This is a genomic window from Gammaproteobacteria bacterium, assembly GCA_022340215.1.
Classification (GTDB): domain Bacteria; phylum Pseudomonadota; class Gammaproteobacteria; order JAJDOJ01; family JAJDOJ01; genus JAJDOJ01.
Window position 1 is genome coordinate 21,193 of record JAJDOJ010000114.1, and the last position, 15,295, is coordinate 36,487.

The 15,295-nt window shown below is 63.5% G+C and carries 8 protein-coding genes; 2 read left to right on the top strand and 6 right to left on the bottom strand.

Going from position 1 to position 15,295, the window contains the following annotated elements; all coding sequences use genetic code 11:
- Positions 1-41 precede the first annotated feature (41 nt).
- Positions 42-1,124 (top strand): hypothetical protein, encoded by a 1,083-nt coding sequence (locus LJE91_08215; GenBank protein ID MCG6868700.1) that lies wholly within the window; start codon positions 42-44, stop codon positions 1,122-1,124.
- Between the two features lie 170 nt (positions 1,125-1,294).
- Here the strand turns inward: LJE91_08215 and LJE91_08220 are convergent, their stop codons facing one another.
- The 6 genes from LJE91_08220 to LJE91_08245 all read right to left on the bottom strand — a co-directional run bounded on the left by LJE91_08220 (position 1,295) and on the right by LJE91_08245 (position 12,733).
- Positions 1,295-5,137: a glycosyl transferase gene (locus LJE91_08220; protein ID MCG6868701.1), complete on the bottom strand. Its 3,843-nt coding sequence runs from the start codon at positions 5,135-5,137 to the stop codon at positions 1,295-1,297.
- Positions 5,138-5,157: 20 nt separating this feature from the next.
- Entirely contained in the window at positions 5,158-8,385 is a 3,228-nt protein-coding gene (locus LJE91_08225; protein MCG6868702.1) for a discoidin domain-containing protein, read from the bottom strand.
- 106 nt (positions 8,386-8,491) lie between these two features.
- Positions 8,492-9,313 carry a carbohydrate ABC transporter permease gene (locus tag LJE91_08230; protein ID MCG6868703.1) on the bottom strand — a complete coding sequence of 274 codons (822 nt, stop codon included), beginning with the start codon at positions 9,311-9,313 and terminating at the stop codon, positions 8,492-8,494.
- Entirely contained in the window at positions 9,310-10,143 is an 834-nt protein-coding gene (locus LJE91_08235) for a sugar ABC transporter permease (protein ID MCG6868704.1), read from the bottom strand. The genes LJE91_08230 and LJE91_08235 overlap by 4 nt, the downstream gene beginning before the upstream one ends.
- 89 nt (positions 10,144-10,232) lie before the next feature.
- On the bottom strand, positions 10,233-11,561 hold the full coding sequence (locus LJE91_08240; GenBank protein MCG6868705.1) for a sugar ABC transporter substrate-binding protein: 1,329 nt from the start codon (positions 11,559-11,561) through the stop codon (positions 10,233-10,235).
- Positions 11,558-12,733: an ABC transporter ATP-binding protein gene (locus LJE91_08245; GenBank protein MCG6868706.1), complete on the bottom strand. Its 1,176-nt coding sequence runs from the start codon at positions 12,731-12,733 to the stop codon at positions 11,558-11,560. Before LJE91_08245 ends, LJE91_08240 begins: the two co-directional genes overlap by 4 nt.
- 875 nt (positions 12,734-13,608) lie before the next feature.
- On the opposite strand from LJE91_08245, the gene LJE91_08250 reads away from it, so the two are divergent.
- Positions 13,609-15,159, top strand: coding sequence for a glucan biosynthesis protein G (locus tag LJE91_08250; protein ID MCG6868707.1), 1,551 nt, complete (start codon positions 13,609-13,611; stop codon positions 15,157-15,159).
- Positions 15,160-15,295 lie beyond the last annotated feature (136 nt).

Below are 15,295 nucleotides of genomic sequence, written 5' to 3' on the forward strand. Positions count from 1 at the left end.
CGTCGGGACAGCAGGCAGACAAAACTCCGGAGGACCCCTTAATGCCAGCCAGTCAACTTCCCCCGATCAATCCCGTCCGCGTATCGAGGGAGCACAAGGTGGCCGAGCCTGGCCGTGCGGAAGCGCTGCGGGATGCCATCCCGGCCGAGCCCGAACGACTCACCGAACTCTATCGGCGGCACGTGGTATCCGCCCGGCACTTCAGCCCGGAGTTGATGCTCCAGATATTCCGTCTGGCTGCGGAATACGAGCTCGGAATGCACAAGGGAGAGCGTCCCCTGCGGGATTTCACCCTGTCCATCCTGTTCCTGGACCAGGCTCACCCGCGGATCCGCCTGTCGTTCGAGCGTGCCTGCCTGAATCTGGGCGCATCGTTTCTCCACGTGGGGAAGGCCGCGGCCGACATGATGTCCAGGCACGCGGCACTGGACGAGGTTGCCGAGTGCTGCAATACCTTCGGCGACCTGACCGTACTGCGCACGCCGGATGCGGGGACGATGGTCGAGTTACTGAAATACTTCCGAGTCCCCGTGATCAGCGCGGGTCACGGGATCGACGAGAGCCCGACCAACGGGCTTGCCGACCTCTACACCCTGTTCAAGTGGCGCCCCGACCTGATCAACCCCAGTATTGCGCCGGAGGATCGCATCCAGATCGGTATCGGTGGCAATCCAGCGGAGTCGGCACTCATCGGGAGTTTTCTCTTTGCCTTGACGAAGTTTCCCCACGCGGTGACCCGTGTCGTCATTCTGGGCCACATTTACGAGCCACTGACAAAGATTCAGCGTGAGGAATGCAGGGCCTCCGGGTTGCGGGTGGACAACGGGCAGGACCTGTATCCCGACAAGGGCGTGATCGAGATGGCCCATGCACTGGTGCCAAAACTGGCCTTAGTGTACGTCCACGCGGTAGATGAGACCAATGTGGCGCGCCGGGATTTTGAAGAGGCGATGCGGGACCTGCAACCCGACACGATGATCCTGAATCCGGGCGCCCAGTCCGAGGAATTCAGGGAGAACGTAAACGATTCGCCCTTCAACGCCTATTTCGAGCAGATCCGTGGAGCGCTGTTCATCCACATGGCGCTGATGCGGAGCATCCTCGTGGAGAAGCCGCTGAAGTAACGGCTTCGTTGTCCCTCCTCCCTGACAGAGGGGGCCAGGTGGGGGGGGGCGAGACTAGCGACCGGTACCGTGCCTGTTCTTCGGGTTCCATTCCCATCCTGGGCTTCCCGCTCGCAGGGGAAAGGGTTTTGTTGGTTTCCGCTCCCTGCCTCCCTGGAAGGGAACCGATTTCAATCCAGTTCCACCATGACGAGGTGTTCCTCGTTATCGGCGGCCAGGGGGATCCGCAGGATATTGTCTACCGGCGACAGCGGCCTGCCGTCGAGTTCGGCGCGCCTTATCGTCGTGTCGCCGCCGGGCCGGTTCGTGACCTCGATGCGATAGGCGGTCTTCCCGCCGGGGACGCGATACCGGATGCGATAGCCCTCCCAGTGGGTCGGAATGCGGGGTTCGAGTCTGAGGTATCTTCCCGAATCCACCGTCAGGCCCAGCACCGACTCCAGCGCGACGCGGAACATCCAGCCGGCCGAGCCGGTGTACCAGGTCCAGCCACCCCGGCCCGTGTGCGGGTCGGCGCCGTAGACGTCGGCGGCGATGACGTAGGGCTCCACCTTGTAGGTATCGGCGGCGTCGCGATCGAGCGCGTGGCTCACCGGGCTCAGCATCGTCAGATAGCGGACCGCCCGGTCGCGCCGGCCCGCTTCGGCCAGGGCCTGAATGGCCCAGAGGACGCCGTGGGTATACTGACCCCCGTTTTCGCGTACGCCGGGTACATAGCCCTTGATGTAACCCGGGTCGTGGGAGGTCCTGTCGAAGGCCGGGGTCAGGAGACGGATGATCCCTGCCGCCTCGTCGACCAGATGTTCCTCCAGCGAATCCAGGGCAAGCCTTGCCCGGTCAGGCGGCGCGGCGCCGGAAATGACCGACCAGGCCTGCGCGATGGCGTCGATGCGGCATTCGCGATTGCCCGAAGAACCCAGCGGGGTGCCGTCATCGTAGTAGGCCCGGCGGTACCAGGCCCCGTCCCAGCCCCCGTCGTTGAGGGCCACGCGCAATTGCGCCGCGAAATCCCCATACCGCGAGACCCGCGCCTCGTCCCCGCGTCCCCGGCAGATCGGCAGGAACGATTTCAGGATGTCGTAGAGGAAAAATCCCAGCCAGACACTTTCTCCGCGTCCTTCACGCCCGACACGGTTCATACCGTCGTTCCAGTCGCCAGAGCCCATCAGCGGGAGGCCGTGCACCCCGCGGGTCAGCGAACGGTCGATCGCGAGGCAGCAATGCTCGTAGAGCGTGGCGGTCGAGTCGGACAAACCCGGGAAGAGGAAGACCTCGTCCTCCCCCGGTTCCAGCGGCCGTGCCGTACGGAATCCGACCGCCTCGGCGAGAATCGCCCGATCTCCGGTTGCGTTAATGTAGTGTGCCGCGATGAACGGCAGCCAGAGGAGGTCGTCGGAGAATCGCGTACGGATTCCCTTGCTGGCCGGTGGGTGCCACCAGTGCAGAACGTCGCCCTCGGGAAACTGGTGCGCGGCGTGGAGCAGGATCTGCCGGCGCGTGATATCGGGGTCCAGCCAGATCAGCGCGCCGGTGTCCTGCAACTGGTCGCGGAACCCGTACGCCCCCCCGGACTGATAAGTGGCCGATCGGCCCCACAACCGGCAGCTCAGGTTCTGGTACTGGAGCCATCCGTTGACCATGACGTCGATCTCCGGGACCGGTGTCTCGATCTGCACCGTCCCCAGGATCTCCGTCCAGAACGCCTCGACCCGGGCCAGTTCCCGGTCCACGTCCGCCACGGTGGCGTAGCGTCCCGCACAGGCACTGGCCGACGCGCGATCGCCCTCCTGTCCGAGCAGGAAGGCGCAGTCGAGGCTGTCGCCGGGTGGTAGTTCGAGCGTTACCTGCCAGGCGAGGCAGGGGTCCAACAAGGGGCCGGTGCGCCCGTCTAGGTCCTCTCCCGAGGCGAGTACCGCGGGCCGCGACATGAGACCGTTGCGGCCCAGAAAGCGGGTGCGGTCCGCAGTGAAACGACGTGTCGCGTCTTCGGGGGCTACGGCCGCACAGAACACCACGCGTTCGGCGAATTCGTTGTTCTCGTGATTGACGGCTAGGAGCGCACCGCTTTCCGGGTCGTATCCGCTGACGACGAAGCGGGCGGTGTCCCGGGGATCGACCCCCAGCACCAGTTGTTGATATTGGATCAGAGAGAGTCTCGACGTCGTGTCGGCTGTGTTGCGCAGCCTGACGCGAATGAAGCGGACCGGATCCTCACGGGCGCAGAAATGGGTGACCTCCTGATGTAGCCCGTTGCTACGGTGCAGGAATCGCGTGTAACCGAAGCCGTGGCGTGTCTCGCCGGGGAGTCCGTCGGGCGCGGGACCCGGTGTGGGGGACCAGAAACGACCCGTTTGCTCGTCGCGCAGATACAGGGCCTCGGCGTGCGGGTCGCTCGAAGGGTCGTTCAGCCAGGGCGTGATGCGGTTCTCGCGGCTGTTTACCGACCAGGTGCAGGCCGTACCCGCTTCCGAGACGATGCAGCCCACAGACTCGTTGGCGATCACGTTGCTCCACGCCAGGGGCGGGCGCGAGGCAGGGTCGCCACCGGTGCGGATCACGTATTCCCGCCCGTCCCGGGAGAACCCGCCATAGCCGTTGTCGAACCGCAGGGATTCACGGGGCAGGTCCGCCGGGTCTTCGCCCATCCCGCCGGGATTGGCCTCGCCATATCCTCGTGTGCCGGATGGGGTCGAGGGAAGGGCAATGACCGGTAATTTCCCGTCGAGGAAGACGTCCGCGCGGGCGTATAGCCCTGCGATCCGTTCGGGAGTCGCCTGTGCCTCGTCGAGGACCGGCCAGGACTCTACACCGCCCGCTTCGTCCCTTGTGACCGGGCCTGGTGTGGTGACGATGACCTGTGCGTTCAACCCCGCGTGCTCCCAGAAGGCCCTCGCGTTGCCCAGCCAGGACAGGAACGCTCCAGCACGGTCGGATACGCGCGCGACCAGCAGCGGCCTTCCCTCGGCAATTTCCGCCCACGTCCCCGCGGCGGAGGGTGCGGGGGAAAGAGCGCTTGATGCTCCGGGGTGGCGGGTCGCGGTGGGGCGGTAAAGCAGGGCGCCCGCCAGTTCGTTGAGCGTGGCTTCCTCCCGCGCCTCGAACCCGTGTTCGCCCAGCCGGGACCGCGCAAAGGCCGCAGCCCGTTCGAAGGTCTCCGCGATGCGCGTCGTCGTGTCGGTATCGTACTGCGCGATCAGCGCGTCGAAGGCGGACGGGTCTTCCGCGGCGGCGAGGCAGAAGCTGAACTCCCGGCTTTCCCCCGGTGCCAGGTCGATGGCTGTGCGCACACACAGCGCGGCATCCAGTACGCTGCCCGCGGTGCCGCTCAACGGGTCAGCGCCGCTCAGTGCGGCGGGGGCATCGGGACCGCGGCCGCGGCCGAGAAAGCGGGTGCGGTCGGTCTCGAATCCGATGTCCGCATGGTCCGCTCCCGCCAGCCAGTGGGCCATGGAGGCCGACGGTTCCGTCACGCTCCTGGACCGGCGCCGGGCGACGAGGCAACGCCCAGCGTGGGAAGCCTCCGTCTGCAGAAAGAGCTTGGAGAAGGCCGGGTGCCCCGCGTCGGCCTCCCGGGTGTTCAGTACCGCCTCGAGGTAGCTGGTCAATTCGATCCGGCGCGTCGCCTGGCCCTGGTTGGCGAGGCGTAACCGCCTCAATTCCAGGTTCTCACCCGGCGAGACACAGATCTCCAGGATCGTATCGATACCCAGGGGGCGGCCACGCACGCTGGCCAGTCCGGGTGAGAATACGGCCTCGTATTCCGGGTCCGCCCGTCGCACGGGTTGGTGGGCCGTGGAAGCGAAGGCGCCGCTGTCGCGGTCCCGCAGATAGATGAAGTAACCGTCGCCGTCGACTGTGGGATCGCCGTGCCAGCGGGTCAGCGCCAGACCGTCGCAGGCCGAATAGCCACCGCCGGCTGCGGTGAACAGGACACGATAGCGTCCATTGGACAGCCATTGCGCATGCGGAACGGGGTCGAAGAGCCTCGAGAAATCGAATGTCCGGTCCGCCATGTCCCGATCAATCTGGCCCGTCAGGGCTGGTGGGCCAGTTCGCTGGGCCGATCGTAGTGCAGCGTAATGTCGGCCGGGAACTCATCTACGCGGACGCTGGTCCCGTCCTCGGAGGCGACCTCGGTCCCGTTGACGGTGGCGCCCTTCAAAGGGGCGGACAATGGCGACTGGACGACGAGCCCCGCGCGGGGCGTATTGAGGTCGCCCGAGACCCGCATGGCGATGTCTCCTTCGCCGTTGCGCTTCATCGAGTAGTTGACGGTACCGAACTCGGTCGGAAAACGCCGGATGCCCACCGATTCACCGTTCGCGAGCCACGATTCCGGCACCCCGGCGGCGAGCACCAGCCCCTTGTCGCCGTCCCGTTCCATGACGAACATGTTCCTCAGGGTGCGGATGTACTCCGTGCCCACCCAGGTATGCGGCATGTCGCCGATGAACTTCGGTGCCCGCCGATCGTTCCATGCGACCTCGGCCCATTGGTTCCAGCCCGGAGGCCGCTGGTCGGCGAGGAAGTACTCCAGCAGTTCCAGGGCGCGGTCCTTCAGCCCCATGCGCAGGAACGCGCCCGCGATGCGAATTTCGTAGGGTGTGTACGCCTCCCAGGACTGCTCGGGGTCCTTGCGACGGCTGAAGATGCCGTAGTAGTCGTCGAAAGTCTTGCTGAAAGCGGGCTCGGGCAGGCGGGACATCTCGCCCAGCGGATCCACCGCGATGGCGATCGAGGTGGCGTCGAAGTCGCCGAGTTCCGCCGCACCCGGGATATAGTCAATCCCGTGGGCGACGATACTGAGCGAGATCGAGGCGTAGAGGTCCTCGCGAAAGGCGTCGACGACCTGACGGTACTCGGCGGCCTTGTCGTCGTAACCGAGGATGGTGGCGATCCGTGCGGCGTCGGTCAGGCCCCTGACGGTGAAGAAATCATCCCAGTAGGAATGCACGGGATTCGAAGAATAACCCTCGTGGCTGATCGACTCCGGCATCAGGCCGTAGAACTTGCGCTTCCCGTCCTGGCGGAACTCGTCCGTGAGCCGCTGGTCCCTGAGCGTCTGGATGAAGTGCGCGGCACGTTCCACGGTCGGCCACATCTCCGTCAGGAAGCCGACATCACGCGTGTACCGGTAGTAGGTGGCCAGCAGGTAGATCCACTGCCCCTGGCTGTCGTTCTCCGGTACCGAGTCCGCCCCGCGACGGTCGATGCAGCAGGGAATCTTGCCGCTGGGGTACTGGAATCCGGCGTACCAGCGGATAAATCGGCGCACCGGTTCGGTATGGCCGAGCTGCAGCAGCGCAGTGGAGGTCAGGGCTCCGTCGCGGATCCAGGCGCGCGCATAGTCCCGGGAACCCGGCTGGATCATCGGGCCGTCCTGGTTGATGAGGATGTAGGCCAGGGAACTCCTCAGCACGTCATTGAACTTGCGGACAGCCTCCGGCAGTTCGAGTTCCACGAGATTGAGCTGCGTGGTCCAGAAGTTCGTTACCTGGTTGTGAATCTCCGCCCAGTTCTGCGCGGGATCGGCATTACGCAGCGCCGCGATGGCGTTCGAGTCGGGTTCGTGAAAGGGAAAGTACAGGAATGTGTCGGCGGACTCGCCGGGCTGCAGGTCGAAGGCATAACGAAGTGCCGCGGATACCGAACCCTGCGTGTCGTGGATGGATTCGTTTTCCGGGAGGCGGTTGGCGGCGAGGAAGTCCGGGATGTCTCCCTGGATGAAACGGGTGGCGCCGAAACCGTCTGCGGGCGTGAGACTCTGCAGGAGAGAACCGTCGTTGATCTGCGCGGCGTCCTCGAACCAGCTGACGTTGCGGATGCTGCCCACACCGCCCGATACATTGAGCGATTGCCACGGGGGGTTGACCTGCAACGGCCTCAGGGCCAGGAACAGGTTGCCGCGAAGGGGGGCGTCGGAGACGTTTGTGACCCGGTAGCGCAAATGAACCCCGGAGTCCCCGGTCGGGCCTGCCGCCATCGCGGTGACATCCAGCGTGAGTTTCGGGTGTTCCCAGCAGACCGAGGGGATCGGGAGATAGTCGCCGGCGAGCCGCTGATGGAGCGTGACGTTGTTCCAGGTGATGAACTCTCCGCCCGCGTGGATGAAGGGCTCGACGGAGAACTCTCCCTCGCGCAGTTCGATCATCCCCTCCTCGTTGATCAGCGCCTCCTGTATGTCGCCCGGGATGCCGGCCACCGTCCAGTAGGTCTGCTCATTGGAGAAGTACCGGGGGTAGAGTCCGCGGGGCATCTCGTGGGCAATCGATCCGATGAAGGCATTGGGCGTGGACGAGAAGGCATAGGGTTTGATCTGCAGGTTGTTGATGGCGTAACCCTCGCCCTTGTTGCTGCGGGTCAGCAGGAGCTTCACGTACCGGGACTCGGAATCCGGCAGGTACACGTAATCGCGCCCGCCGTCGTTCTTCTCGACGGCGTAAACCGTCTTCCACGCCTCGCCGTCCAGGGAGGTCTCGATCCGGTAGTCGCGCGCGTAGTCGTCACCGGTCCAGTCGATGACAAGCCCGCCATACTCCCTCAGGTTGCCGAAGTCCAGTTCCAGCCACTGTTCCTCGGAGATGGATCCGCTTCGCCAGGACGTCTCGGGGTCGCCGTCCAGTACACGTTCCGGTTCATTGCCCTGGCTGCCGGTGGAGGCGCGGATTTCGGGCGGCTCGGTTACCGAGGCAGAGACCGGTCTGATCTCGAACTCGAAGTCGTCGATCCATAGCGAACCCACGCCGGCATCGCCGGCGGTGACGGCAATTTCGATGGCCCCGATCTCCCTAAGGTCGACACCGTCGTTCGGTCCCCAGGCAAAGTCGAAGTGGCGCTTCTTGAAGCGCAGTTCCTCCCACTCGTCGGTGAATTCGAGGTTGTGGCGCTTCGCCCACCAGACGTTCTGGCTTCTGGGGCCGATCAGTTTGAGTTCCAGGGTCTTGATTGGCCTGGAGCCGCGCACCTTCAGGGTGAAGCCGTAGTTGTCCGATAGCGGCATGGTGACCGGCTTGCGGGCGATGAAGAAGCCCCCCTTGCCCTGGAAGTCGAAGTCCAGCCGCATGGCCATGCCATCCAGGCCCTGGTCCTGCGCGACCTCCGCATCGGCCCCCTGAGCAGCCGTGATTTCCCAGCCCTCGATGGTCTCGAACCGGTCGATCGGCAGGGTCTGCATGGCGAGCGCCTCCGCTGAGAGAAGAAACAGAAACGCGGTCAGTGGCGGTGTCTTGCTGCGGAGGATAAAGCGGATCAGTCTGGTCATAGTGTCGCGGCCTCGGAGTTTCGGGGGTCCCAGCAGGACCTCGCCTCGGTGAGCGGACCCGGGGTCGGGTCGAACTCCTTTCCGGTTCCCCCCCCTCCGGGGACTGTCACTCCTTGACTCCACCGACGGTAATACCTTCGATGTAGTACTTCTGTAGGAATAAAAATAGCAGCATCACGGGCAGCACGGTCACGACTGCCCCCGCCATCATCAGTTCCGTGTCCTGGACATGCTCGCCCAACAGATTGGCCAGCGCCACCGGAAGGGTGTACATGGCTCCGTCGGTCAGGATGATCAGGGGCCACATGAAATCGTTCCAGGTGCCCATGAAGGTGAAGATCGCCAGCGTGACCAGGATCGGCCGGCACAACGGTAGCACGATGGACCAGTAGATGCGGAATTCGCCGGCGCCGTCGATGCGTGCCGCGTCCAGCAGGCTGTCCGGGATGGTCAGGGCGTACTGGCGGATCAGGAAGATCCCGAAGATGCTGGCCATGCCGGGAATGATCACGCCCCAGTAGGTGTTGACCAGGCCCATGTGCTTGAGCAGCAGGAACAGGGGCAGCATCGATACCTGCGCCGGAATCACGAGTCCGGCGAGCAGGATTCTGAACAGGCCCTCACGGCCCGGGAAACGCAGCTTGGCGAAGGCGTAACCCGCCATCGAGTTGAGCAACAGCGAGATCAGGGTGACCGAGACCGCCACGATGAGGCTGTTGAGAAAATACCGGCCCAGTTCGATGCGCGAGAACAGCGCGTCGTACTGTTCCAGCGTGACCGCGCCGGTGAGGAAACGGGGCGGGAACACGCTGGCCTCCCCGGTGGGCATGAACGAGGCGAAGACCATCCACACCAGCGGGGTCAGCGTCAGTACCACGCCGACCGCCAGCAGGGAGTAGATCAGTGTCCTGAACAGGGGTTGGTTCATGTGCGTGAACGGTTCGAGAATCTGAGCTGCAGTATTGTGACGACCAGGATGACCAGGAACAGGATGAACGAGATTGCCGCGGCGTACCCGATGTTCCACCAGCGGAAGCCTTCCTCGTACATGAACAGCACGATGCTGAGGGTGGCGTCCGAGGGACCTCCCTGGGTCATCACGTAGGGTTCGGCGAACAGCTGGAAATAGCCGATCATGGTGATGATGGCGACGAACAGGAAGGTCGGCGCGAGCATCGGCAGCGTCACGTGCACGAACTGCTGCCAGCGCTCCGCACCGTCGATGCGCGCCGCCTCGTAAAGGGTTTCCGGGATGCTCTGCAATCCTGCCACCAGGATGATCATGTTGTAGCCGAAGTTTTTCCAGACTGCCATCAGGATGATCGCCGGCATCGCCCAGTCCGGGTCGCCCAGCCAGTCGATCGGGTCGATGCCGATCCAGCCCAGCGCAATGTTCAGCAGGCCGTCCGAGGGGTGGTAGAGGTAGCGCCACACCACGGCCACGGCGACCAGCGTAGTCACCACGGGGAGGAAGAACACCGAGCGGAACAGACCGCGGAAGCGCAGCAGGCGCGAGTTGATCAGGAGTGCCGCACCGAGCGAGACCGCAAGCGACAGCGGTCCGCCGACCACGACGAAATACAGGGTGTTGCCCAGCGCCTTCCAGAAGGTGGGATTCCCGATCAGCCGCAGGTAGTTTTCCAGGCCGACGAAGCGCAGGTATTCCGGGTTGCCGAGGGCGTAGATGTCGAAGTCGGTGAAGCTCAAGCCGAGCGCGGCGGCCACGGGTCCGACGAAGAAGATCAGGATGGCAGACATCGACGGGCTGAGGAAGGCGTATGCCGCCCGCTGCGGCTTGCGAAAGGTTCGCGCGCGGGGCGTGGCCTGCGATCTGGCTTTCCGGGCACTCACCGCGCGCTCAGCCCCGCGACCGGCCCGGTTGCACGTTTGTCAATCAGCCAGCGGCGTTTCTCCAGGATCCGGTCGACGTCCTCGTTCAGCGCGGCCAGGGCCGCGTCCGGGGACATCTCCCGGCGGATCACGAGTTCCGAGTAACGCGTGATACGGCTTGCGATTCGCTCCCATTCCGGGATCTTTGGCAGGGCCTCGACCTTCTGCAGCTGCTCCCAGAAGGCGCGCGTGTGAGCATGTTCATCGAGGCGTGCCATCCGCCATGCGGTCCTGCTGGAGGGCAGGTCGCCGGTCAGCCGGTTGAATTCGACCTGCTGCTGCGGTGCGGTCAGGAATTCCATCAGCGCCCAGACGGCGTCGGGATGGGCCGTACTCCGCGACATGGCCAGGCTCGCACCACCGGCGATCGACACACCCGGCGCCTCGCCATCCGCCGCCGGTAGTGGAGCCGTGGCCCAGGCTTCCTGCACGGACTCCGGCAGCCGGACACCGAACTCGCCGATGTTCCAGGGACCGGTGATGAGCATGGCCACCTGTCCCGCGGCGAAGGCCTGGTAGACGTTGTTTGGCCGGTCGCGCCCGGTCGAGGGGGCCCAGTCCTGGCGGAAGAAACCGAGATAGAAATCGAAGGCGCGGGCGAACTTCGGATCGCTGAATCCCCCGTAACGATCCTCGTCGCGAAGCAGCGGAGAGCCGAGTTGCAGGGCGAAGATGACCGGCGGGGTCCAGTCGTCGAAGGGAAGCAGTATGGGGAAATCCCCTGCGGTTTCCCGCGCCCGGACCCGTCGCATCGCCTCGGTCCACTGTGCCCAGGTGCGCGGTGCCTCGGTCACGCCCGCCGCCTCGAAGATGTCCCGGCGGTAGAAAAGCAGACGCGTGTCGACGTACCAGGGTAGACCGTATAACCGGTCCTGCAGCACGTTGGTGTCCAGGATCCCGGGAAACCAGTCTCCCGCATCCAGGACCCGCGAACCGTCCAGTCGGGGACCCAGTGGGATGAGAGCGTTGAGGGCGACAAATTCAGGGACCCAGGTGTTGCCGAGCTGAAACAGGTCGGGCATCGCGTCGCCGGCGTACGCGGTAAGCAGCTTCTCGTGGGCTGCGCTCCAGGGGATCTGCTGCACCCGCACGCGGATCCCGGGGTTTTCGCGCTCGAAGCGGTCGGTGAGTTCGCGGACCAGCTCCCCCTCACGCCCCATCGCCCAGAAACTGATCTCGACCCTTTCGTCCGGCTCGGTGGAACAGGCCGCCACAAGGCTTACGATGCCGAGGACAATGGCCGGAAGGGGGATGCGGGTGCGCCACGCACCTGCGGGATTCGTCATTCGGCGGCGTCCGCGACGTCCGTGGCGCGCTCCAGGGTTCGTCCGGATTCGTCGAACAGATAGATCAGCCCCAGGTCTACGGCGACGCTGACCTCGTCCCCCGGGGACAGGGGATCGTCCGCCTCGACGCGAAACACGATATTGCCGCCGGGATTCGGTGAGGCTTCGGCGCTGTCGCCGTCGGACTTTCCGAGCCCAGGAATGCGCCCATACACCAGTTGTTCGTGGCCGAGCGACTCGACCGCCGCCACGCTTGTCTTCAGCGTCAGTACATTGCCCGGGTCCGCACCGCTGTTCACCGGACGCAGTGATTCGGGCCTGACACCCAGCAGCGCCGGCGAATCGCGCCGGGAGCCCGGGAAGTGGTCCGCCGGTAGCGCCAAGCGCTGGTCGCCCGCACTCAGTCCCAGGATACCGTCACGATGCTCGATATCACCGACCGGCAGGATGTTCATCCCCGGATTACCGAGGAAGCCGGCGACGAATGCGTTGACGGGCGCGCGATACAGCGCCTGCGGCGTATCGACCTGCTGCAGATACCCGTCTTTCAGCACCGCGACGCGGTCGCCGAGCGTCATCGCCTCGACCTGGTCGTGCGTGACATAGACCGTGGTGGTGCCCAGTTCCCGCTGCAGCGAGGCGATCTCCGAACGGATCTGCACACGCAGCTTCGCATCCAGGTTCGACAGCGGCTCGTCCATCAGGAAGGCGCTCGGATCGCGCACCACCGCCCGGCCCATCGCGACGCGCTGCCGTTCCCCCCCGGAGAGCTGGGCGGGTCTGCGATCCAGCATCTTGTCCAGCCCGAGCAGACCGGCAGCGGTGCGCACGCGGCGCTCGCGTTCCTCCGGCGGCATCTTCGCCATCCTGAGCGGGAATTCCAGATTCCGCCGCACCGTCATGTGCGGATACAGCGCATAGTTCTGGAAGACCATGGCGATATTACGGCGTTGTGGTGGCCAGTCGTTGACCTCCCGCCCGTCCATGGACAGCGTGCCCGAGCTGATTTCCTCCAGTCCCGCGATCAGCCTGAGCAGGGTGGACTTGCCGCAGCCCGACGGGCCGACGAAGACCAGGAACTCCCCGTCTGGGATGTCGAGAGACACGTCGTGCAGGGCTTGATGGCCGTCGGAATAGATCTTGACGATATCGCGCAGCTCGAATGACGCCAAAGCGTTACCTCGAACGGTTCGGTTGGACGTGAAATCGGAAGAGGTACCGGAGGCCGGAAGACTGCTCGGCACCGGCGGCCGGTCCATCGCGCGCCCCATTCGAACAGCATGCCGGAAAGGAGTCAACACGAAAAAAGCATTGAATATTAGAGAATGGTTATACTACAATCTGCGCCGTTCATCGGCGCAAACTGTGATCCCATCGGTTGATAAGGCGATTGCCGGAAAATGGCATACCAGATTGCGCCGGATTTTCGTTCGTCATCAAGGCGCGACAACAGGCGCATAGTCAAACTATGTCAGTGTTGTCGCAACACAGAGGACGGACGACAAAGACAAGCAGGATGGTATGTCATTTGACAGAAATCGCCTAAGATTGAACCGGCAGTACTTTTACCGCCGCCGGGTAACCGGCACAATGGATCGACACAATATAACAAAGGGGCAGGATGGTATGTCATTTGACAGAGATCGCCTGGGTCAATACTGGTCCCATCATCGAGCCTGACATCGCACATGGCTTTGATTGGCAGCACCACATCATATCGTGGGTGGAGGCGCTAGCTGACCACCCCCTTTATAACAAATAGCCTTAATTAAGATTCTGAAGTTTCACGCTTCCGATTTTGTGGTAGTATGGTAACGTGACTTATCCTATTGAAAGAATTAGTATTTTACAGGTCATGGAATCTGTGCGCGTAGCGGTAATTTTGCGGGGGTTTGCGATCGACTGCGCAAAATCCCTCGGAATTATCCTAGCTCCATAGCCGGTGCGGGCTCGAATAACCTCAAAACGGCGAAACTTCAAGTTAAGATTTCGTGACAGATTGTAAATAGGCGCTTTAAGGCGTTCCACCAAGAACAGAAGTACGAGGATGAACCTCAGGTTTTCCCTAATAGAAGAGAGACCCCCGCGGTTGCGGGTACTGCGGCTCGCCCTGTCCCTGTTCGTTGTCCTCGGTCTTGTCCCTCTGCAGGCGCTGGCGTTCGGATACGAGCAGGTCGTCGAAAAGGCGCGTGCGGCGGCACATGAACCCTACAAGCCGATGCGTGAGGTCCCTGAGTTTCTCGCGGAGATCAAGTACGACGCGCACCGGGATATCCGGTTCAAGCCCGACCAGGCCCTGTGGCGCAGCAAGGGCATGAATTTCGATGTCTACCTCCTGCACCCCGGGTTTCTGTTCAAGCACCCCGTGCGCATCAACATTTTCGATGCCGAAGGCGTTCACGAGCTGCCGTTCCGCACGGAACTGTTCGACTACGGCAAGAACGATTTCGCGGACAGGATCCCGAAAGATCTGGGTTATGCCGGGCTCGTGATCAACTACCCGATCAAGAACCCGGATGTTCAGGATCAGGTCGTCGTGTTCCAGGGGGCGAGCTATTTCCGGTCGCTCGGCAGGGACAACGTCTACGGACTGTCGGCCAGGGGGCTCGCCATCGATACCGGTCTGCCGAGCGGCGAGGAATTTCCCTATTTCACCGAGTTCTGGCTCGAGCGCCCATCCCCGCGTCAACACGCGATGAAGGTTTACGCGCTGCTCGACAGTCCCAGCGTTGCCGGCGCCTATCGGTTTACCATCGTGCCCGGCGAGGAGACCTGGATCCATGTCAAGGCGACGGTGTTCGAGAGAAAACGGGTCAAGGAACTCGGTATCGCCCCGCTGACCAGCATGTTCCTTTACGGCGAGAACGGCCCGCGTCTCCAGGGCGACTGGCGGCCGGAGATACACGACTCCGACGGGCTGCTGATGCACAACGGGACCGGCGAATGGATCTGGCGCCCGCTGGAGAACAAGCTCAGGCTGCGCATCAGCATGTTTTCGCTCCAGTCTCCTCGAGGCTTCGGTCTGCTGCAGCGCGACCGCGAGTTCGTGCACTACGAGGACCTGGAAACGCACCAGGACCTACGACCGGGTCTGTGGATACGGCCTGACGGCGACTGGGGAGAGGGCGAGGTCAAACTTGCCGAGATTCCCAGCGACGAGGAGTACAATGATAACATCGTCGCCTACTGGGTGCCGGCCAACCGGCCGGAGCCGGGTGAGCCGATGACCTTTAACTACACCATGGGCTGGGGGTTCAACGAACCCTCCCCGAGGGACGCGGGCCGTGTCACGGGGACCTGGATCGGGTACGGTGGGGTCAAGGGCAAGGACGAATCCAAGCGCCGCTTTGTCATCGATTTCCAGGGGGAGGATCTGGCGGCCCTCGGTCCGGAGGCGCGCGTTGAGGGTGTCGTGTCTGTTGGCGAGGGGGCGAAATTGCTCGAACAGCAGGTGCACAAGAACACCAAGACCGGCGGGTGGCGTCTCGTCTTCCAGATCAAGTTGCCCGAGGATAGAAAACCGGTAGACTTGCGTGCCTTCCTGAAGTCGGGAGAGACCACAATGAGCGAAACATGGACCTATCTTTTCGAGTCCTAGGAGCCTGTCGGACTTAGGTGATCGTAGCGAGCATGATGGGAGAGCGAGATCGAATGTTCACGATTTTGAGGCGCATAGTGGGCCTACGCAACGAAAAATCGGGGGCATTTGAGCCGAGCTCCCATCAGCGCAGTAG